Source organism: Actinacidiphila alni (assembly GCF_900112845.1).
In the GTDB taxonomy this organism is placed as follows: Bacteria; Actinomycetota; Actinomycetes; order Streptomycetales; family Streptomycetaceae; genus Actinacidiphila; species Actinacidiphila alni.
In genome coordinates this window covers 269,519-290,993 of record NZ_FONG01000006.1, presented here as the reverse complement: position 1 = coordinate 290,993, position 21,475 = coordinate 269,519, and the positions used below count along the sequence as shown (strand labels likewise).

Below are 21,475 nucleotides of genomic sequence, written 5' to 3'. Positions count from 1 at the left end.
CGGCTAGCGTCTTCGCTCGTTGCCCGTCAGCAGCAGCCGCGTCCGGCGGCACGCGGGCCGCAGATCGCCGAGTCCCCGTCAGGGGAGCCGGGGACCCAGCCCTCTCGCGAGGGAGCAGTCCCTTGGGGTGAATCGGGACCGTCCGCCCAGCGGCGGCGGCCCCGTAGGAGACCTTCCTGCTCCGAACCCGTCAGCTAACCCGGTAGGCGAGAAGGAAGGAAAGGAGCGACGCCTTTCATGGCGTTCACCGTTCTGCCCGCGCCCCGCGGGAAGCACCGCCGTGCCCGCCGCGGCCCCGCGACCGGCGGCGGCAGGCTCGCCTCGGTCGCCGTCCTCACCGCGACCGGCGCCCTCGGCGCCACCGCGATGACCGGCTCGGCGCACGCCGACAGCGCCCCCGTCGACACCGCGAACACCGTCTTCGCGCAGACCGCCGACGTGACCGGCTCGCTCGCCGACTCCCTCGCCGCGCAGGCCGCCGCCCAGCACAAGGCCGCGGACATCGCCAAGGCCAAGGCCGAGCAGGCCCGCAAGGAAGCCGCTGCCGCCGCCCGTGCCAAGGCCGCCAAGGCCAAGGCGGACGCCGCCGCGGCGAAGGCGAAGGCCGAGGCGGCGGCCAAGGCGAAGGCCGCCCGCGAGGCCAAGGCCCGCGCCGACCGCGCCGCCGCCGAGCGCAAGCGCCTCGGCTCCTTCGTGCTGCCGGTCGACAACTCCTATGTCTCCACCGGCTACCGCGCCTCCAGCGGTCTGTGGTCCTCCGGCTACCACACCGGCATCGACTTCCACGCGGCCAGCGGCACCTCGGTGCACGCGGTCGGCTCCGGCACCGTCGTCGAGGCGGGCTGGGGCGGCGCGTACGGCAACAACATCGTGATCCGGATGGCCGACGGGATGTACACCCAGTACGGTCACCTGTCCTCGATCCAGGTCTCGGTCGGCCAGAGCGTCACGCCCGGCCAGCAGATCGGCCTGTCCGGCGCCACCGGCAACGTCACCGGGCCGCACCTGCACTTCGAGGCCAGGACCGGACCCGACTACGGCTCGGACGTCGACCCGATCGCCTACCTGCGGTCGCACGGCCTGTCCGTCTGACCCGGACAAGCACCCCGCGCGCCGCGGCGGCGCACCCCCCAGAACACGAAGGCCCCGGCTCCCCCCCGCCGGGGCCTTCGTCGTGCGGCAATGAATTTGCCTTTCCGGTCTGCCGCCGGAATCCCTGGTGTGCTGCAATAGGCTTGCCGCAGAATGTGCGGGACGGAATGCATGTGCGGGCGGAATGCGCGGAACGGGTTGGGGTCCTGCGATGATGCGGAATCGGCAGTGAACGGGGCGGACGGCGCTGGCCGGCGTATCTCGGCCCAGGTGGTGTGTACGGCCATCCGCGACGACATTGTCGGCGGATTCTTCCCGCCGGGCAGCCGGCTGACCGAGGAACTGCTCGCGCAGCGGTACGGGGTGTCACGGGTGCCGGTGCGCGAGGCGCTGCGCACCCTGGAGTCCGAGGGCTTCGTGCGGACCCGCAGGCACGCGGGTGCGTCGGTGGCCGAGCCGACCGAGCAGGAGGCCGCCGATCTGCTGGAGATCCGCGGCCTGCTGGAGCCGCTGGGCACCGCGCGCGCCGCCCAGCGCCGCACCGACGCGCACCTGAAGGTGCTGCGCGGCCTCGTACGGCTCGGCCAGGAGCGGGCGGTGCAGGGGCAGTTGTCCGACCTGCCGTCACTCGGCGGCTGGTTCCACGAGACGCTGGCGCAGGCGTCGGGCAGCCCGACGCTCGCGGCCCTGCTCACGCAGCTGCGCCACAAGATCGCCTGGGTGTACGGCGACGAGGTGCGCAGCCGCGCGGTGGAGTCGTGGGAGGAGCACGCGGCGATCGTGGACGCGGTCGCGCGCGGTGACGCCGAGCGGGCCAGGAAACTGGCCGCCGGACACGTGGAGCGCTCGGCCGCGGTGAGGATCCTGAAACATCCCGTCAACGCGGCGCGGCGTCGCAATTAACAATCGCACCGTATACAAGTGAAGAGAATTGCGGCTCCCGTGAATACATAAAGGCGGGGCCCGGGCAATCCATGGGATCGCCCGGCCCCGCCCTATTCGCCTGCCCTGATTCCGGGGGGACGATTCCCCGGCGGCCGGTCCGGCGCCGTGAATCCGTCCCCGGATATCGGGAGCGCGGAATCAGACCGTCTCGGGAAGCTCTTCGAGTCCCTCGGCGACCAGCTTCGCCAGCCGGTCGAGCGCGGCGTCGGCGCCGTCCGCCTCGGAGGCGAGCACGACCTCCTCGCCGCCCTGCGCGCCGAGGCTGAGCACGGCGAGCATGGACGCGGCGTTGACCGCGTTGCCGTCAGCCTTCGCGATCGTCACCGGCACGCCGGCGGCGGTCGCCGCGCGGACGAAGATGGACGCGGGGCGGGCGTGCAGGCCCTCCGCCCAGCCGACGTTGACACGGCGCTCAACCATGGTGCTGCCCTTCAGGTCGTTCCAGTTGTCTAGACCAGTTTCGCACGGCCCGAGGGCTGCTCCGACACGTCGGCACCATCGCGGCTGCGTCCAGACTGCCCCGTCGGGACCCGCTCCGCGAGCGGGACGCGCCCGCCCGGTCCGCGGGTCCGCCGCGCTCCGGTACGGCCCCGGCGCGCTTACGCTGAAGCCATGACCGAGCAGCAGGCGCATCCGTACCCCGTGCACTGGGAGGCGGACGTCGTGCTGCGGGACGGCGGGATCGCCCACATCCGGCCGATCGGCCCGGACGACGCGGGACGACTTGTCGACTTCTACGAGAAGGTCTCCGACGAGTCGAAGTACTACCGCTTCTTCGCGCCCTACCCCCGGCTGTCCGACCGCGACGTGCACCGCTTCACGCACCACGACTACGACGACCGGGTGGGCCTGGCCGCCACCGTCGGCGGCGAGTTCATCGCCACCGTCCGCTACGACCGCACCGACGACGACGGCCGCGCGGTGTCACGTTCCGGCAGCGGTACGAGCGGTACGAACGGGCCCGGCGGTACGAACGGCACCGGCACCCGCGCCGAGGTCGCCTTCCTCGTCCAGGACGCCCACCAGGGCCGCGGCGTCGCCTCCGCGCTGCTCGAACACATCGTCGCCGTCGCCCGCGAGCGCGGCATCCTGCACTTCACCGCGGAAGTGCTGCCCGCCAACCGCAAGATGGTCAAGGTCTTCACCGACGCGGGCTTCACCCAGCAGCGCAGCTTCACCGACGGCGTCGTCCACCTTGACCTCGACCTGGAACCCACCGAGGAATCCGTCCAGGTCATGCGGGCCCGCGAACACCGCGCCGAGGCCCGCTCGGTGCAGCGCCTGCTGCGCCCCGGCTCGGTCGCCGTCATCGGCACCGGCCGCAGGCCCGGCGGCGTCGGCCGCACCCTGCTGCGCAACATCGTCGAGGGCGGCTTCACCGGCCGGGTCTTCGCCGTCAACACCTCCTTCACCGACGGCACCGACATCGACGGCGTCCCCGGCCACCGCTCGGTCCGGGAGATCGGCGAGCCCGTCGACCTCGCCGTGATCGCCGTCCCCGCCGACCGGGTGCCCGAGGCCGTCGCCGACTGCGGCGCCGCCGGCGTCCAGGGCCTGGTCGTGGTCGCCGCCGGGTACTCCGAGGCCGGCGAGGAGGGCCGGGCCCGGCAGCGCGAACTGGTCAGGCAGGCCCGCGGCCACGGCATGCGGGTGATCGGCCCGAACGCCTTCGGCGTCCTCAACACCGCCGCCGGCGTACGGCTCAACGCCTCGCTCTCGCCCGGGATGCCGCGCAGCGGACGGCTCGGCCTGTTCACCCAGTCCGGCTCCATCGGCATCGCCCTGCTGTCCGGGCTGCACCGGCGCGGCGCGGGCCCGTCCTCCTTCGTCTCCGCGGGCAACCGCGCCGACGTCTCCGGCAACGACCTGCTCCAGTACTGGCAGGACGACCCGGACACCGAGGCCGTGCTGATGTACCTCGAGTCCTTCGGCAACCCGCGCAAATTCACCCGGCTCGCCCGCCGCACCGCCGCCGCCAAGCCCGTCGTGGTCGTCAAGGGCGCCCTGCACAGCGGTTCCGTGCCGGCCGGGCACGCCGTGCCCGACACGCGCATCCCGGACTCCACCGTCTCCGCGCTCTTCCGGCAGGCCGGGGTGATCCGGGTGGACACCGTCACCGAACTGCTCGACGCCGGACTCTTCCTCGCCCTCCAGCCGCTGCCCGCCGGCGACCGGATCGCGGTCCTCGGCAATTCCGAATCGCTCGGCCTGCTCACCTACGACGCCGCGCTCACCGCCGGAATGCGGCCCGCGGCGCCCCTTGACCTCACCACCGCGGCCGGGCCCGAGGACTTCGCCGCCGCGCTGGCCGCCGCGCTCGCCGACCCCGGCAGCGACGCCGTCGTCGTCACCGCGATCCCGCGGGTCGGCTCCGAGGACGCGCCCGACCAGGAGTCCGGCGACGACCCGGCGCTCGCCGAGGCGCTGCGCGCCACCGCGGCCGCCGCGGGCGGCGGCAAACCGGTGGTCGTCGTGCACCTCGCCCTGGAGACCATGGCCGACCGGCTCGGCGCACCCTCCGACACGCCCGGCACCCGGATCCCCGCCTACTCCGCGCCCGACCGGGCGGTGCGCACCCTCGCCGAGGCCGCCGCGTACGCGTCCTGGCGTGCCACCGCCGCCGAGCCCGGCCGGATCCCGGAATTCGACGACATCCAGGAGGCCGCGGCGGCCGACGACGTGCGCCGGCTGCTGCCGCCCGGCGCGGCCCCCGAGGGCGGCCTCGCGCTCGGCGACGCGGACGCGGCGACGCTGCTCGGCCGCTACGGCATCCAGGTCCGCCGCGCGCTGGCCGCGCCCGACGCCGACAGCGCCGTGGCCGCCGCCGCCCGGCTCGGCTACCCGGTCGCGCTCAAGACCACCGCGCCGCACCTGCGGCACCGCGCCGACCTCGGCGGCGTCCGCCTTGACCTGGCCGACGAGGGCGACCTGCGGCGCGCCTACGACGAGCTGACCGCCCGGCTCGGCAAACCGGCGGAACTGCTGCCGGTGGTGCAGGCCATGGCGCCGCGCGGGGTGGACACCGTGATCAGGGCGGGCGTCGACCCGGCCGCGGGCGCGGTGCTCTCCTTCGGCCTGGCCGGCGCCCCCTCGGAACTGCTCGGCGACACCGCGCACCGGCTGGTGCCCGCCACCGACCGGGACGCGGCGGAGCTGGTGCGCTCGATCAGGGCCGCGCCGATCCTCTTCGGCTGGCGCGGCGCGGAACCGGTGGACACCGACGCGCTGGAGGAACTGCTGCTGCGGGTGTCGCTGCTGGCCGCCGACCTCCCGGAGGTCGTCGCGGTCGACCTCGAACCGGTGGTCGTCGCGGCCCGCGGCCTGACGGTGCTGGGCGCCTCGGTCCGGCTGGCCAGGCCGCCCGCCCGCACCGACCTCGGCCCGCGCGCGCTGTCCTTCTTCTGAACGGCCCCCCCCGCGACCGACGGCACACCCGGCAGGCGGCACGTCGCTGTCAGCCATGGCCCTTAGGATGGTCGTCATGGCGAAGACCGGTACGACGACTCAGGGCCTGCGCACGGCCATCGAGCGCAGCGGCTACTACCCCGCCCTGGTGGCGGAGGCCGTCGAGGCCGCGGTCGGACGCGAACCGGTCTCCTCGTACCTGGTCCATCAGGAGACCACCTTCGACGCCAACGAGGTGCGCCGCCATGTGACGGTGCTGGTGCTCACCGACAGCCGGTTCATCGTCAGCCACACCGACGAGCAGGCCGCGGACGACACCTCGCCGTCGCCGTACGCGACCACCTCCACCGAGTCGGTGAAGATCGGCCGGATCTCCTCGGTGGTGGTCAGCAGGGTGGTCGCCAACCCGGAGGCGTACACGCCCGGCACGCTGCCCCGCGAAGTGGTGCTGACCATCGGCTGGGGCGCGGTCTCCCGGCTCGACCTGGAGCCCGCCGCCTGCGGCGACCCCAACTGCGAGGCCGACCACGGCTACACCGGCTCCTCCACCGCCGACGACCTGTCGCTGCGGGTCAGCGAGGCGGGCGACGGCCCGGACACCGTCCGCCAGACCCTCGCCTTCGCCCAGGCGCTCTCCGAGGCGACAGCGGCCGTCGACTGATGGTCCAGCCGCTGCACAGCGGGTACGGCCCCGCGCCGCTCGATCCGCGCACCGCGCCCGTCCCCGCCTACGGCAGCGGCGCGCTCTGCGACCTCATCCCGGCCGCCGTCGCCGGATTCGGCATCCCCGGCATGCCCGCCACCGGCCTGGCGCTGGCGCCCGCCGACCGGGTCTGCGTCTTCCTCGTCGACGGCCTCGGCTGGGAGCTGATCGAGGCGCACCCCGCCGAGGCGCCGTATCTCACCTCACTGCTGCCGACGTCGCTGAACGGCAGCGGCCGGCCGCTGACCGCCGGCTTCCCCGCCACCACCGCGACCTCGCTCGGCTCGGTCGGCACCGGCCTGCCGCCGTCCGCGCACGGCCTGGCGGGCTACACCACGCTCAATCCGGCGACCGGCGAGCTGATGAACCAGCTGCGCTGGCAGCCCTGGACGGCGCCGGCCGTCTGGCAGCCGCACCCCACCGTCTTCCGGCTCGCCGACGCCGCCGGCATCGCCACCTGCCAGGTCTCCTCGCCCGCCTTCGTCAACACCCCCCTGACGAAGGTCGCGCTGTCCGGCGGCACCTTCCACGGGCGGCTGACCGGCGAGGAGCGGATGGACCTGGCCGCCGAGCGGCTCGGCGCCGCCGACCGCACCCTGGTCTACACGTACTACAGCGAACTGGACGCCATGGGCCACCGGCACGGCGTCGACTCCGACGCCTGGCGCGGCCAGTTGATGCTGGTCGACCGGCTCGCCCAGCGGCTCGCCGAACAGCTCCCGCCGCGCGGCGTCCTCTACGTCACCGCCGACCACGGCATGATCGACATCCCCTTCGACGAGCGGTCCAGGATCGACTTCGACGAGGACTGGGAGCTGCGCGCCGGGGTCGCGCTGCTCGGCGGCGAGGCCCGCGCCCGGCACGTCTACGCGGTGCCCGGCGCCGCAGACGACGTGCACGCGGTGTGGAGCGAGGTGCTCGGCGAGCAGATGTGGGTGGCGAGCCGCGCCGAGGCGATCGAGGCGGGCTGGTTCGGGCCGCCGCCGGACGAGCGGGTGCACGGCCGGATCGGCGACGTGGTGGCGGTGGCCCGCGACGACATCGCGGTGGTGGCCACCAGGACGGAAGTGGGGGAGTCCAAGATGGTCGGCCTGCACGGTTCGATGGTGCCCGCCGAGCAGTTGGTCCCCCTGCTCGAAGTACGCTCCTGAGGGTCGCCCTCCGTCCGCCACCGCCCGTTGATCTTTCCGTCCCCGACCGAAAGGCCGTCGTCCTTCCCATGCCCGAGCTGGCCTTCTACTCCGGAACGATGGACTGCGGCAAGAGCACCCTGGCGCTCCAGATCGTGCACAACCGCACCGCTCGCGGCCTGCAGTCGGTGATCTTCACCCGCGACGACCGGGCGGGCGAGGGCAAGCTGTCCTCCCGGCTCGGCCTGGTCACCGACGCGGTCGAGGTCACCGACACCATGGACCTGTACGGCCATCTGGTCGCGATGATCAGCCGCGGCGGCCGGGTGGACTACGTGATCGTGGACGAGGCGCAGTTCCTCGCGCCTGAGCAGGTCGACCAGTTGGCCCGGGTGGTGGACGAACTCGACCTGGACGTCCACGCGTTCGGCATCACCACCGACTTCCGCACCCGGCTCTTCCCCGGCTCGCAGCGGCTGATCGAACTGGCCGACCGGGTGGAGGCGCTCCAGGTCGAGGCCCTGTGCTGGTGCGGCGAGCGCGCCACCCACAACGCCCGTACGGTCGGCGGGGTGATGGTGGTCGAGGGCGCGCAGGTGGTGATCGGCGACGTGGACCGCGCGGCGGGCGAGGTCGGCTACGAGGTGCTGTGCCGCCGCCACCACCGGCGGCGGATGACCAGCGCGACGGCGGGCGCGGGCACGATCTCGCCCGACGTACTGCCGGTCACCCACCCCTGACACCGCGGGCGCCGGGCCCGGCCGGCCCCGTACGCGACAGGGTCGACCGGGCCCGCCCGCCGGGCAGTCGACGCCGGGCAGATCGGCGCGGATCACCGTGCCGTAGCTCCCGGACCCGTGGTCCGGGTCGCGCCGGTCACCGATCAGCGAGCAGAAGGCCGGGACCTCCACGGTGTCGGTGATCCGGTACGTGCCCGCGCCCAGCCACACCGTGCCGCCGCCCGCGAACTGGGCCTGTTGCACGCCACGGTGGCGTCGGTCCGCCGCCGCTGGCAGCTCGCCGCGGACGAGATGCCGGCCCCGCACGTACCGACCGGACCGCCGCTGCCCGGCACCGACGTCTGGGTGATGGGCCTGTACGCCGACGCGCACGGCGCCGTCCTGCTGGCCGGGACCCGGGCCGCCGCCCCCGCGCCGGGCGCCGCGGCGACCGTGATCGGTGAGGACGTCCTGGCCGGGCTGGTCCGGGTGCTGGACGGCATGCGGCCCGCGGCGCCCGCGGACCCCGGCGCGCTCGGCCTGGTCGACCTGCTGGACGTCGACCCGATCGTGCTCGGCGGCCCCTTCTTCACCGACGACGTAGCCGACTTCTCCCTGGACGAGATCGGCCGCGCGGTCAATGATTCCCCACCGCACGGCGGCTGCGCCGGGCCGAGGTGGAGCGCTCGGTGCTCAGCGCCGCGTCCACCATCTTCCACGCCACCTTCACCCCCCGGCTGCGCGGTCGCGAGCGCCCCTGAGCCGGTACCGGCAGCTGGAGCGGGCAGCCGCCGACTTCCGTCAGTAGCAGTCAAAAAGAGTCGATCCAATCCGGTCGGCTGTCTTGACGCTCCGTCAAAGCTGGCAACACACTGCCCCATTGGTGACGCAGGACCCGGAGTTTCTTCGGAGTTGCACCGAACCCTACTCAGTACCGCTCGGATCTGTTCGACGACGACGGAGGCAGGATGAACGTGCGAAAGCGCCGACGCGCGGGACTGGCCGCGGTCTGCGCCATGGCCTGCGCGATGGGCATGGCGGCGGCGGGCGGCCCCGCGGCCGCGGCGGCGACGCCGCGCGACACGGCGGCCGCGACCCCGATCTACCTCGACACCCACTACACCTTCCAGGAGCGGGCCGCCGACCTGGTGTCGCGGATGACCCTGCAGGAGAAGGTGCAGCAGCTCAGCACCAACAGCGGTCCGGCGATCCCGCGGCTCGGCGTCCAGCAGTACACGTACTGGAGCGAGGGCCAGCACGGCGTCAACACGCTCGGCGCCAACCAGAACAACGGCGGGGCGCAGGGCGGCATCCACGCCACCAGCTTCCCCACCAACTTCGCCTCCTCCATGTCCTGGGACCCGGCGCTGCTCTATCAGGAGAGCACCGCGATCTCCGACGAGGTGCGCGGCTTCGTCGACAAGTCGCTCTTCGGCAAGGGCCAGAACAACCTCGGCCCGTCCGCCGACGACTACGGCTCCCTCACCTTCTGGGCGCCCACCGTCAATCTGGACCGCGACCCGCGCTGGGGCCGTACCGACGAGGCGTTCGGCGAGGACCCGTACTTCGTCGGCCGGATGGCGGGCCAGTTCGTCGACGGCTACGAGGGCAACAACCCCGACGGCAGTTCGAGGACCGGCTATCTGAAGGTCGCCTCCACCGCCAAGCACTACGCGCTCAACAATGTCGAGGACAACCGCACCGGCATCAGCTCCGACGTGAACGACACCGACCTGCGCGACTACTACACCGCGCAGTTCCGCACGCTCATCGAGGACGCGCATGTGGCGGGCCTCATGACGTCGTACAACGCGATCAACGGCACCCCGTCGGTCTCCGACACCTACACCACCAATCAACTCGCCCAGCGCACCTACGGGTTCAACGGCTACATCACCTCCGACTGCGGCGCCGTCGGCACCAACTGGCGGCAGTTCCCCGGCGGTCACGACTGGGCGCCGCCCGGCTGGACCACCGACCACAAGGACAGCCCGACCTGGACCGAGACCGCCACGGGCACGACCATGTCCGGGCAGGCGGGCGGCCAGGCGTACGCGCTGCGGGCCGGCACCGACCTCAACTGCACCGGTGACGAGGCCACCACCGCCAACATCCAGGAGGCCATCGAGGCGGGCGCGCTCAGTGAGGGCGTCGTCGACACCGCACTGGTGAAGGTCTTCACCATCCGCATGGAGACCGGTGAGTTCGACCCGGCGGGCTCGGTGTCGTACACCGGCATCACGGCCGACCAGATCGAGAGCCCCGCCCACCAGGCGCTGGCCACCACCGTCGCCGACAACTCCCTGGTGCTGCTGAAGAACGGCAAGCCGACCTCCGGCGGCGGCAAGCTGCTGCCCGCCGACCCGGCGAAGACCAAGAAGGTCGTCGTCCTCGGCGACCTCGCCGGCACCACCACGCTCGGCCTCTACTCCGGCGACCCCACCTACCGGACCAGCCCGCTGCGCGGTATCCAGAACGAGATCCACGCCACCGACCCGACCGCCTCGGTCGTCTACGACGCGGCGGGCACCTCGTCCACCGGGACCACCGACGCGGTGCTCTCCGACAAGATCAAGGCCGACATCGAGGCCGCCGACCTCGTGATCGTCTTCGTGGGCACCACCCAGGCCAACGGCGACGAGGGCAACGACCGCGACAATCTGAAGATGCCGGGCAACTACCAGTCGCTGATCGACCAGGCGTCGGCGCTCGGCACCGACAAACTGGCGCTGGTCATCCAGTCCGACGGCCCGGTGGACATCCAGAAGGAGACCGCCGCGGACTCGCCGGTCTCCTCGATCGTCTTCAGCGGCTACAACGGCCAGTCCCAGGGCACCGCGCTCGCCGATGTGCTCTTCGGGAAGGTCAACCCCTCCGGGCACCTCAACTTCACCTGGTACAAGGACGATTCGCAGCTCCCCGACAAGCAGGACTACGGTCTGACGCCGAGTGCGACCGGCGGCCTCGGCCGTACGTACCAGTACTTCACCGGCACCCCGACCTACCCCTTCGGCTACGGGCTCAGCTACAGCAGCTTCTCCTTCAAGGGCGTCGATGCCAACACGTCGCAGATCACGCCGGACGGCAGCGTGAAGATCGGTGTGGACGTCACCAACACCGGCAAGGCCGCGGGCGCCACCGTCGCCCAGTTGTACGCCGCCACGCCGTTCACCGTCCCCGGCGTCGAACTGCCCGCCAAGCGGCTCGTCGGCTTCGCCAAGACCAAGGTCCTGCGGCCCGGCGCGACCCAGCACCTGACGATCACCGTCAAGGCCGCCGACCTGTCTTTCTGGGACGCGGAGAACAGCCGGCAGACCGTCTACAACGGCACCTATGAATTCCGGCTCGGCCCGGACTCCGCGCACGCGGCCGGCACCGCGACCGTGAAGATCAAGGGCACCCTCACCCCGAAGGTGCGGTACGTCACCGTGCAGCCGGAGGACGTCGTCCACGACGCCGGCGACACCTTCTCGCTGACCGGCACCAACAAGTGGATCAAGGACGACACCGACCCGGCCAAGGAGCGGCGCGACCTGTCCGTCACCGCCGACCACGTCGTGGAGGCCGTCAACAACGACCAGTCCTTCGTGGACCTGTCCACCGCCAAGGTCACCTACCGCAGCAGCGACCCCACGGTCGCCAGCGTGGACAGGAACGGCCTCGTGCACGCCGTCGCCGACGGGGTCGCCACGATCTCCGCGACCGTCGGCGGCGTCACCGGCTCCACCCCGGTCGTGGTCCGCAACACCCTGACCCTCAAGGCGCTGCCGATCGCCAAGGCCGGCAGCACCCTGACCGCGACCACCACCTACACCAACGGCGGCGCCGACGCCGTACGGAACGTGTCCGTCGCGCTCAAGGCGCCCGAGGGCTGGACCGCCACCGCCACCACCCCGGCGACCTTCGCCTCGGTCGGCGCCGGACAGCACGTCAGCACCACCTGGCAGGTGACCGTCCCGGCGGGCACCGACCCCGACGGCTTCGCCCTGGACGCCACCGTCACCACACCCGACGGCGAGCACACCGCACAGGCACCGGTCACCGTGCCGTACGCGTCACTGACCGCCGCCTTCAACAACTCCGGCATCAGCGACGACGACCACACCACCACCGGCAGTCTCGACGGCGAGGGCGCCAGCCTCTCGCTCCAGGCGCTCGCCGCCCAGGGCTGGCACGCGGGGGAGAGCACCGACCACGACGGGATCTCCTTCCCGTGGCCCGCGAGCGCCGGCACCGGCGACCCCGACAACGCGGTGGCCGGCGGCCAGGCCATCGAGATCACCGGCAGCGGAAACAAGCTCGGCTTCGTCGGCACCAGCGCCTTCGGCGCCACGTCCGGCACCGGCACCATCGTCTACACCGACGGGACGACACAGACGTACGCGCTGGCCCTCTCGGACTGGTGGTCCGGATCGCCGTCCCAGGGCAGCGACTTCGCCGCCAGCACGCCCTATCTCAACAACGGCGGCGGACAGCAGCAGCAGACCGTGCACATCTCCGCGGCCGCCGTGGACCTGCTGCCCGGCAAGACCGTCCAGGCGATCACCCTGCCGAACGTGAGCAGGACCCAGGTCGACCACCAGGTGGCGATGCACCTGTTCTCGGTCGCGATCGGCGGCTGACACGCAACGGCGCGCCGTCCCCCCGCTGCGCGGGACGGCGCGCCGGGCGCCGCCCGGCCGGCCTGTCTGTCAGGACCGGGCCGACCGGGTGGAGCCGAAGGGCGTGCTCACGCAATCACGCCATCATGAAGAGGAGCTGAACGCCGCGTCGAAGGATGCGGCAGGAGGCTCGATCGCGGCCGGCTCCCGTACGTACGCGAGCGCGGCGGGCGCGCCGATCATCCGGTCCATCCTGGCGTAGCCGATGCTGTTGAGCATCCGGAAGACCGGCTCCCACGGCACATCGCCGTGCCCGGTCGACACGAAGTCCCAGCCGCGCCGCAGGTCCGCCCCACGGCAGATGCGAACCCAGCCTGCCGTTGCGCCCGTTGAAGCGCTTGACGGACTCCTTGCAGTCGACGTGGTAGATACGGTCGCGGAAGTCGTAGAGGAAACCGACCGGGTCCAGGTCCTGCCACACGAAATGGCTGGGGTCGAAATTGAGGCCGAAGGCCGGGCGGTGCCCGATCGCCTCCAGCGCGCGCACCGTCGACCAGTAGTCGTACGCGATCTCGCTGGGGTGCACCTCGTGCGCGAAGCGCACGCCCACCTCGTCGAAGACGTCCAGGATCGGGTTCCAGCAGCGCGCCGACCGAACTGATCCGCTGACCCGTCAGATACTGCGCCGCGTCGACGCTGTGCGTGCCCAGGTCGCCCAACGCCCCCGATCCGGCGCGGTCCTTGCGCGCCGCGTCCACCATCGCCTCGGCCTCCGCCACCGAATTGGCCAGCGGCTTCTCGCACAGCACATGTTTGCCCGCGGCCGGCGCCGCCTCCGCGATCGCCGCGTGGCTGTCGCCGGGCGTGCAGATGTCCACCACGTCGATGTGCGGACGGGTCACCAGGACGCGCCAGTCGGTCTCGTACGACTCCCAGCCGTAACGCCGTGCCGCCCGCGCCACCCGGTCCTCGTCCTGCCCACAGACAGCGCCGAGTTCGAGGCGTACGGGCAGGTCGAAGAAGCGGCCCGCGGTGCGCCAGGCGTGCGAGTGCGCCGCGCCCATGAAGGCATGGCCGACCATGCCGACACGCAGAGCGGGAGGTGGTGTCGTCGTCACGTACGTCCTCCCGGCGGAATGCCGCTCTTGGTACGTCCAGTACGGGCCACGAATCGTTATTCATCCGGCATCGACTGAAACTCGCCGTGCCGGGTAGAACAGTTCGCGAGTTTCTGCCTGAACTTGGTCATAAGTCAAGGCTCTTGACGACGGCAACGGCAACACGGCACCGTGCGAGGGCCGTCACGCCATGGACCCGGGGGGTAAAGATCGACGCTCCAGTGAATCTCCGCGAGGTCGGAAGGCTCCGGGTCCTCGAGGCCCTGCACACCAGCCCGCGCAGCAGCAGGCCCGAACTCGTCCGCGTCACCGGCCTGTCCAGGGCCACCGTCTCCTCGCTGATCGCCGACCTCATCACCGTCGGCCTCGTCACCGAGGACGAGAGCCCGGAGGAGCAGGAGCCGCGCCGCACCGGACGGCCCGCCCAGTCGCTGTCCCTGGTGCCCAGCGCCGGCTACGCGATCGGCGCGGACATCGGCCACCAGCACGTCCGGGTCATCCTGTGCGACCTGTTCGGCGAGGTGCTGTGGGAGCACTGGGTCGCCAAGGACGTGGACCGCGCCCCCGACGAGACCCTCGACCTGGTGGCCGTCCTGGTCGGCCGCGCCCTCCAGGAGACGGGGGTCGGCCGCGAACGCGTCCTCGGCATCGGCGCCGGGATCGCCTCCCCGGTCGAGATCGGCAGCGGCGCCCTCGGCGCCGAGGGCATCATGCCCGGCTGGGTCGGCCTGCGGCTCACCGACGAACTGCGCCGCCGCACCTCGCTGCCCGTGCGCGTCACCAACGACGCCAACGCCGGCGCGCTCGCCGAGCGCATGTACGGCGCCGGGCGGCAGGCCGGCGACATGGTCTACGTCCGGCTCTCCGCCGGCATCGGCGCGGGCATCGTCTCCAACGGTCGGCTGCTGCTCGGCGCCCGCGGGCTCGCCGGCGAGATCGGGCACCTCCCGCTGATCACCGACGGGCTCATCTGCCGCTGCGGCAACCGCGGTTGCCTGGAGACGGTGGCCAGTCCCGTCGCCATCGCCCGCCTGCTCTCCGAGAGCTGGGGCGAGACCGTCGCCCCCCGCGACCTGCCCGCCCTCATCCGCGAGCGCAACTCCGGCGCCCTGCGCGCCGTGCGCGACGCCGGTGACGCCGTCGGCCGCGCCCTCGCGACCCTCGTCACCCTCCTCAACCCCAGCCTCGTGGTGGTCGGCGGGGATCTTGCCGCCGCGGGCGCCGACATTCTCGAACCCATGCGGGCCGGGGTCCTTCGCCACACGTTGCCCTCCGCCGCGGAGGGCGTCGAGATCGTCACCGGTGGGCTCGGCGACGGCGCCGAGGTCCGCGGTGCCGCGGGGCTCGTCCTCGCCGACGCCGCTTCTCTCCTAGCCGGAGCCGCCTGACCTGCGGTCAGCTCGTCCGGAGAAGGGTGCCCTTCTCCACCTCCCGCGGAGTGCGGTGCCTTCTCGCCTGACGGCAAGGGAGGTCTTTTTAGGGGCGCGGGGAACTGCGCGCTCAGCCCCCACCGGGCCGGTGGTCGCACAAACAACAGCGTCTGCCCCGCTGGGGGCGGTTTTTTGCCTGAAGGCGCGCTACGGCTGGGCGCGCAGTTCCCCGCGCCCCTATCGGGCACCCACTTCCGCCAGCGCCGCGCCGCGTCCCCGCGCCCCTGGAGGGGCACCCCTCGTCCGAAGAGGTGCAGAGAAACCCCCTTCCGCGGGAGCGGGGTTAGGTGAGGGACACAAGGGTGAAGGCCGCCCCCTCGGGGTCGGCGAGGGTGACGCTGGACGGGGAATCCGCGGCGGAGCCGAGGGTGTGGGCACCGAGGGTGAGGGCTCGGGCGGTGGTGAGGGAGACGTCGCGGACGGCGAAGGGCGTGGTCCAGTGCGCCCCGCGTTCACGGGGCAGCCGCGCCCCGACGTCGCGGACGACGGCGACGGAGCGCCCGCCCGCCCGCAGCAGAAAGCGACCGGACCCGTCGGCGACGGCTTCGAGGCCGAAGACGGCCTCGTAGAAGCCGACGACCGCCGCACCCCGCGTCACCAACTCGCTCAGCGCGAGCGCCCCCGCGGCCTCGGCACCCCCGAAAGTGCCGGCCTCCCAGATGCCGAAAACGGCGCCGGAGGGGTCGACGGCCAGGGCGAGCCGCCCCTCGGGCCCGACCTGGAGCGGCCCGACCCCGACGGTGCCGCCGCACTCGCGGACCAGCTCGGCGGCGCGGTCCACGTCGTCCGTGGCGAGCATCGTGGTCCAGGACACCGGCCGGTGCGGCGCGGGCGGCCCCTCCCCGATGCCCGCGACCGGCCGCCCGTCCAGCTCGGCGAGCACGTACGCGCCGAGCTGCTCGGGCCCGGGGACGTACTCCCAGCCGAACAGGGCGCCGTAGAAGTCCCGCGCCCGGTCGGCCCGGTGTGCCATGAGGCTGACCCAGCAGGGGGTGCCCGGCGGTCGCCGGCTCGGTACGTCGGTCATGGATGCGGTCTCCTGGCGGGCACGCCGCACGGCGCGCTCCACCGGTCGGGGGTGCGGCACAGCCGATCGTCGCACCACCCACGGCGGCGCGCGCCCCGACCGGGCCGCATTCATCACCCTGGTGCCGTCCCGTCACGGAAATGGCATGTCGGCTCCGTTGCGGGGGTGTTGCGGCACCTCGATGATCCGCACGGCGTCCACCCCCGGTCGCCCACAATGTGCGTATGGAAGAACCCCTCATCCCCGTCACCGACCTGGCGGCCGCGCTCGAAGCGGACACCGTCACCCTGCTCGACGTGCGCTGGCGGCAGGGCGGCCCGCCCGGCCGCCCGGAGTATCTGGAAGGGCACATCCCCGGCGCCCGCTTCGTCGACCTGGACGCCGACCTGGCCGGGCACGCCGGGTCCGGCGGCCGGCACCCGCTGCCCGCCCCCGAGGACTTCGGCGCCGCGATGCGCCGGGCCGGGGTGCGCGCCGACCGCGACGTGGTGGTGTACGACGACTGGCAGGGCTGGGGCGCCGCCCGCGCCTGGTGGGTGCTGCGCTGGGCCGGGCACCCGCGGGTGCGTGTCCTGGACGGCGGCCTGGCGGCCTGGCGGGCGGCGGGCCACCCGCTGAGCCGGACGGAACCCGCCCCGGGCGACGGCGACTTCGTCCCCGCGCCCGGCGCCGTACCGCTGCTGGACGCCGACGCCGCCGCCGAACTCGCCCGCCGGGGGGTGCTGCTGGACGCCAGGGCCGCCGAGCGCTACCGCGGCGAGACCGAGCCGATCGACCGCGTCGCCGGGCACATCCCGGGCGCCGTGAGCGCCCCCACCACCGAGAACACCGGCGCCGACGGCCGGTTCCTGCCCGCCGCCGCGCTCGCCGACCGCTTCGCGGCCCTCGGCGCGGGCTCCGGCGCCGAGGTCGGCGTCTACTGCGGGTCCGGGGTCTCCGGCGCCCACGAGGTGCTGGCGCTGGCCGCCGCGGGCATTCCGGCGGCGCTCTACATCGGTTCCTGGAGCGAGTGGTCGTCCGACCCGGACCGCCCGGTCGCCACCGGGCCGCAGCCCGGCTGACCCGCAGCACCGCGCATGCGTAAGGGGCAGCCACCCAGGTGGCTGCCCCTTACGGCAGAGGCGGTGACGTCCCGCCGCTACTCCTGCTTCTTGCGCCTGCTGCCGAAGACGATCTCGTCCCAGCTCGGCACCGTGGCACGCCGCCCCGGCCGGACGCCGTCCGCCTCGGCCTGCCGGTCGGTGGTGCCGACCAGCCGGTCGCGATGCCCGGCGACGGCACGCGGCATCAGCACGTCCGCGTAGGCGGACCCGGCACTGGCGGCCGGAGCCGCCTCCTCCTCGGTCTCCTCCGCCGTCTCCGCGGCGGCCGTGGCGGGTTCGGTGTCCGGCGGCCCGGGCGGACCCGGCGGCGGCGCGGGCACCACCATGTCGCCGCGGAAGCTCGGCACCGCCTCCAGCAGGCTGGTCAGCGAGTCCCGCTCCTCCGGCTCCGGCCGCTCCTCGGCCCGCGCCTCCCGGTCCGGCCGGTCGGTGCGCTCCAACTGCCGGTCGAGCGCCCGGTCCAGCGGGCGGTCCCGCGGCAGCCTGGCGATCCGCGGCACGAACGGGAAGCTCGGCTCCTTGGCGCTCTCCTGCTGCGCCGCGTTCTCCCCGATCAGCGCGCGGGCCTCGTCGTCCACGGCCGCCACCAGGCGGCGCGGCGGGTCGTAGGTCCAGCTCGCCGAGTGCGGTTCGCCGGCCACCCGGTAGACCAGCAGGACCTCCCAGGTGCCGTCGTCGCGGCGCCAGGAGTCCCACAGCACGGTGTCCTTCTCGGCGCCGCGCAGCAGCAGCCGCTCGGACACCGCCTCGCCGAGCTGCGGCCCTGTGCTCTCGCCCTGGCGGCGTACCGGCGTCTTCCTGGCCCGCTCGGCCATGAAGGCCCGCTCGGCCAGCACGGGTCCCTCGAAGCGCCGCACCCGTTCGACGGGGATGCCGGCCATCGACGCGACCTCTTCCGCGGACGCTCCCGCGCGTATCCGCGCCTGGATGTCGCGGGGCCGCAGATGGCTCTCGACCTCGATCTCGATCTGCCCCAGACGCGCACGGTCGTTGCGCACCGCGGCGCGCAGCCGCTCGTCGATGGGGAGTGTGTATTCCGTGCTGTCGGCAGCCTTGAGCACCAGTCGTGTGCCGTCATTGCTGACGGCCACAACCCGCAGTTCGGGCACGGTTACCTCCCGGGTGGTGCCTGCCGACGTCACGTGCGTCGCTGCTCCCGTTGGACGAGTGTGGCCTGCCCGGGTGCAGCGTGCCACAACCTTGCAGAGTTACCCGGCGTGTCGGGGTGACATGGTGACACGCCGTTATGGGACGGTGGTCGATTGGCCACTCAGTGTGACCAACCGCGGCACCCCGGGACGAGTGCCGTCGGCTCCCCTCCCGCTGTGCCGGTCCGACTGCCGACCGACCCGGACGGGCGACCGGGAGCCGGGATTCGTCACGGTACTCCATTTGGGCCAGCGGGGTGGGCTGCCGCGCCGTCGAATCTGGGCCGGGGGCGCGGCAGTTGAGTGGCCCGGCTCACACGAAAGGGTCGCGCGCCCGGGGCAAATGCGGACGTTCCCGCACGAAGCAGTTACGAGCCCAGCACCCGCCGCAGGTAGTCGTTGGCGAACAGCCGGTCCGGGTCCAACCGGTCCCGCAGCGCGGTGAATTCCCCGAACCGCGGATAGGCCGCCGCCAGGTACTCGGCGTCGCGGCTGTGCATCTTGCCCCAGTGCGGCCGCCCGCCGTGCCCGGTCATGATCTTCTCCACGGCCGTGAAGTACTCCTGGTAGCGGCTGCCGCGGTACATGTGCACCGCCACATACGCGCTGTCCCGCCCGGACGCCGTGGACAGCGCGATGTCGTCCGCCGGCGCCACCCGTACCTCCACCGGGAAACTGATCCGCAGGTCCGAGCGCTCCACCATGGCCTTCAGCTCCCGGATCGCGTCGACCGCGGCCTCGCGCGGCACCGCGTACTCCATCTCCACGAAGCGCACCCGGCGCGGACTGGTGAAGACCTTGTACGGGATGTCGGTGTACGTCCGCGCGGACAGCGCGCGGCTGGAGAGCTTCGCGATGCCCGGGATCGCGGCGGGCGCAGCCCTGCCGAGCGCGCAGGCGGCCTGGAAGACACCGTTGGACAGCAACTCGTCGTCGATCCAGCCGCGTACGGCCGGGACCGGCGCGGCCGGACCCTCGCTGCGGTTGTTGCGCTTGGTGTTGCAGCTGTCGGTGTGCGGGAACCAGTAGAACTCGAAGTGCTCGTTGTCCGTGGCCAGCTGGTCGAATTCGGCCATCACCCGGTCGAAGGCCATCGGCTCCTCGCGCGCGGTCAGCAGGAAGACCGGCTCCACGGCGAAGGTGACCGCGCTGACCACGCCCAGCGCGCCGAGCCCGATCCGGGCGGCGGCGAAGACATCGGGATTCTCGTCGGCGGAACAGGTCAGCACCGAGCCGTCGGCGGTGACCAGTTCGAGCGCGGTGATCTGGGCCGCGATCGACCCCGAGTCACGGCCGGTGCCGTGCGTACCGGTGCTGGTGGCGCCCGCCACCGTCTGCTCCATGATGTCGCCCATGTTGGTCAGCGACAGGCCCTCGGCGGCCAGCACCGCGTTCAACTGCTTGAGCTGCACACCGGCCTCGACGGTCACGGTGCCCGCCGCGCGGTCGACCGACCGGACCGCGGTCAGCCCCTCGGGCCGGATCAGTACGCCCTCGGTGGCCGCGGCCGCGGTGAAGGAGTGCCCGGAGCCGACCGCCTTGGCGGTCAGGCCGTCCTCGGCGGCCTCCCGCAGCACCGCGGCCAGTTCCGCCGCTGAGGCGGGTGCCACCACCCGCCGCGGCCGGGCCGAGACATTGCCCGCCCAGTTACGCCACGCCTTCTCGGCGGTCCTGCTTGTCGTGCTGCCCGTCGTGCTCACCGCGCGGCCCCTCCCGCTCCGGCGCCGGCCGCAGCCGGCGGTACCCGAGAAACGCCACCGCCACGGCGAGGACCGCCGAGGCGGCGGGCACCGCGAAGGCCGCCGATGCCCCGTGCGCGTCGATCACCCGACCCGCCACCGAGGCCCCGACGGCGACCCCGACCGCCATCCCCGTGGAGGTCCACGTGATGCCCTCGGTCAGTTTCGCCCGCGGTACCAACCCTTCGACCAGGCCCATCGCGGTCACCATCGTCGGAGCGATGGTCAGGCCCGAGAAGAACAGCGCCACGGCCAGAAACGGCAAGTTTCCGACCAGTAGTGGCGGGATCATACTCACAGTCATCAGCCCGATGCCCAGCAGGAACCTGCCGGTCGCCGTGCCGCGCGGGGTCAGCAGCCCGAACACCAGGCCCGCCAGGCACGACCCGAGGGCGTACGTCGCCAGCACCAGACTGGCCAGGGCCTTGTGCCCGCGCTCGTCCGCGAAGGCGACCGTGGCCACGTCCACCGCGCCGAACAGCGAACCCGTGCCGACGAAGACCGCGGTGAGCACCCGCAACCCCGGCTCGCGCAGCACCGAACGGTCGGCGTGGTCGCGCGGGTGCGGCGGCGGCTCGGTGGCGTGCTGCGCGGTCAGCAGCAGGACGCCGACGGCCAGGAAGGCGGCGGCCAGCAGCGGCCCGGCCTCGGCGAACCAGACCGTGCACAGGCCGATCGACAGGATCGGCCCGAGGATGAAGACGACCTCGTCGACCACCGACTCGAAGGAGTAGGCGGTGTGCAGGAGTTCGGGGGAACCGCGGTGGATCCGCGACCAGCGGGCCCGCACCATGGCGCCCAGGCTCGGGGTGCAGCCCGCGCCGACCACGCAGACGAAATACGTCCAGTCCGGCGCCCCGGCCCGCACCCCGATCAGCAGCGCGGCCACCGACACCACCGTCACGGCGGTCGCCGGGCGCAGCACCCGCCGCTGCCCGTAGCGGTCGACCAGCCGGGAGATCTGCGGCCCGATCGCCGCGCCCGACAGCGCCAGCGCGGCGGCGAGCGCGCCCGCGAGCCCGTACCGGCCGGTGACCTGCGAGATCATCGTCACGATGCCGATGCCCATCATCGACAGCGGCATCCGTCCGATCAGGCCGGCGGCGGAGAACGCCTTGGTTCCGGGCGCGGCGAAGATCGCGCGGTACGGGCTGGACAAGGGGCGCTCCCCGGCGGTTTCGCCGCATGGTCGGTAAGGAACGTAGCTGGCGGATACAGCTTACGAGCGCTCGCAACCGGTTTTCGCCACCTGCCGGGCGCACCGGACGCCACATCGGAGCGTGCCCACCGGACGCCACTTAGCGCGTGCCCACCG

General features: G+C 72.9%; 15 protein-coding genes, 2 pseudogenes and 1 riboswitch. Of the genes and pseudogenes, 10 read left to right on the top strand and 7 right to left on the bottom strand.

From position 1 onward, the window contains the following. Positions 1-55 precede the first annotated feature (55 nt). A riboswitch (cyclic di-AMP (ydaO/yuaA leader) is annotated at positions 56-223 on the top strand. Between the two features lie 14 nt (positions 224-237). Both BM076_RS12750 and BM076_RS12745 read left to right on the top strand, forming a co-directional pair. Next, positions 238-1,092: a M23 family metallopeptidase gene (locus tag BM076_RS12750; protein WP_093713580.1), complete on the top strand. Its 855-nt coding sequence runs from the start codon at positions 238-240 to the stop codon at positions 1,090-1,092. 270 nt (positions 1,093-1,362) lie between these two features. Then, the gene (locus tag BM076_RS12745) at positions 1,363-1,995 is read left to right on the top strand and encodes a GntR family transcriptional regulator (protein WP_407640647.1); all 633 of its coding nucleotides are present in this window, start codon (positions 1,363-1,365) and stop codon (positions 1,993-1,995) included. A gap of 180 nt (positions 1,996-2,175) precedes the next feature. Here BM076_RS12745 and BM076_RS12740 read toward each other — a convergent pair whose 3' ends face one another. Then, a complete protein-coding gene (locus BM076_RS12740; protein WP_093713578.1) occupies positions 2,176-2,457 on the bottom strand; it encodes an HPr family phosphocarrier protein in 282 nt (93 codons plus the stop codon). A 192-nt stretch (positions 2,458-2,649) separates the two neighbouring features. Here BM076_RS12740 and BM076_RS12735 point away from each other — a divergent pair, with 192 nt between their 5' ends. The 6 genes from BM076_RS12735 (at position 2,650) to BM076_RS12710 (ending at position 12,616) form a co-directional block, all read left to right on the top strand. Next, positions 2,650-5,442 carry a bifunctional acetate--CoA ligase family protein/GNAT family N-acetyltransferase gene (locus BM076_RS12735; protein ID WP_093713577.1) on the top strand — a complete coding sequence of 931 codons (2,793 nt, stop codon included), beginning with the start codon at positions 2,650-2,652 and terminating at the stop codon, positions 5,440-5,442. Positions 5,443-5,518: 76 nt separating this feature from the next. Continuing rightward, the gene (locus tag BM076_RS12730) at positions 5,519-6,103 is read left to right on the top strand and encodes a DUF5998 family protein (protein ID WP_093713576.1); all 585 of its coding nucleotides are present in this window, start codon (positions 5,519-5,521) and stop codon (positions 6,101-6,103) included. Next, positions 6,103-7,296, top strand: coding sequence for an alkaline phosphatase family protein (locus BM076_RS12725; protein WP_093713575.1), 1,194 nt, complete (start codon positions 6,103-6,105; stop codon positions 7,294-7,296). The genes BM076_RS12730 and BM076_RS12725 overlap by 1 nt, the downstream gene beginning before the upstream one ends. 68 nt (positions 7,297-7,364) lie before the next feature. After that, positions 7,365-8,015, top strand: coding sequence for a thymidine kinase (locus tag BM076_RS12720; RefSeq protein ID WP_093713574.1), 651 nt, complete (start codon positions 7,365-7,367; stop codon positions 8,013-8,015). A gap of 237 nt (positions 8,016-8,252) precedes the next feature. Then, entirely contained in the window at positions 8,253-8,966 is a 714-nt protein-coding gene (locus BM076_RS37480) for a hypothetical protein (protein WP_245796013.1), read from the top strand. After that, a complete protein-coding gene (locus BM076_RS12710; protein WP_093713573.1) occupies positions 8,963-12,616 on the top strand; it encodes a glycoside hydrolase family 3 C-terminal domain-containing protein in 3,654 nt (1,217 codons plus the stop codon). The genes BM076_RS37480 and BM076_RS12710 overlap by 4 nt, the downstream gene beginning before the upstream one ends. 123 nt (positions 12,617-12,739) lie before the next feature. Here BM076_RS12710 and BM076_RS12705 read toward each other — a convergent pair. Next, positions 12,740-13,244 (bottom strand): annotated as a pseudogene (locus BM076_RS12705) (sugar phosphate isomerase/epimerase family protein); the annotation flags it as partial. Beyond that, positions 13,231-13,677 (bottom strand): annotated as a pseudogene (locus tag BM076_RS12700) (Gfo/Idh/MocA family protein); the annotation flags it as partial. The pseudogenes BM076_RS12705 and BM076_RS12700, both read right to left, overlap by 14 nt. A gap of 257 nt (positions 13,678-13,934) precedes the next feature. Here BM076_RS12700 and BM076_RS12695 point away from each other — a divergent pair. Continuing rightward, a complete protein-coding gene (locus BM076_RS12695) occupies positions 13,935-15,101 on the top strand; it encodes an ROK family transcriptional regulator (protein WP_177246426.1) in 1,167 nt (388 codons plus the stop codon). Positions 15,102-15,426: 325 nt separating this feature from the next. Here BM076_RS12695 and BM076_RS12690 read toward each other — a convergent pair whose 3' ends face one another. After that, positions 15,427-16,170, bottom strand: coding sequence for a VOC family protein (locus tag BM076_RS12690; RefSeq protein WP_093713571.1), 744 nt, complete (start codon positions 16,168-16,170; stop codon positions 15,427-15,429). A gap of 224 nt (positions 16,171-16,394) precedes the next feature. Here BM076_RS12690 and BM076_RS12685 point away from each other — a divergent pair, with 224 nt between their 5' ends. Next, complete coding sequence (locus tag BM076_RS12685) at positions 16,395-17,231, top strand: sulfurtransferase (protein ID WP_093713570.1); 837 nt, start codon at positions 16,395-16,397, stop codon at positions 17,229-17,231. A 77-nt stretch (positions 17,232-17,308) separates the two neighbouring features. Here BM076_RS12685 and sepH read toward each other — a convergent pair whose 3' ends face one another. From sepH to BM076_RS12670, 3 genes are all read right to left on the bottom strand, one after another. Continuing rightward, complete coding sequence (gene sepH / locus BM076_RS12680) at positions 17,309-18,415, bottom strand: septation protein SepH (RefSeq protein WP_093713569.1); 1,107 nt, start codon at positions 18,413-18,415, stop codon at positions 17,309-17,311. A gap of 374 nt (positions 18,416-18,789) precedes the next feature. Further along, positions 18,790-20,121: a D-arabinono-1,4-lactone oxidase gene (locus BM076_RS12675; protein ID WP_093713568.1), complete on the bottom strand. Its 1,332-nt coding sequence runs from the start codon at positions 20,119-20,121 to the stop codon at positions 18,790-18,792. Then, a complete protein-coding gene (locus BM076_RS12670) occupies positions 20,069-21,319 on the bottom strand; it encodes an MFS transporter (protein ID WP_093713567.1) in 1,251 nt (416 codons plus the stop codon). The genes BM076_RS12675 and BM076_RS12670 overlap by 53 nt, the downstream gene beginning before the upstream one ends. Positions 21,320-21,475: the final 156 nt, after the last annotated feature.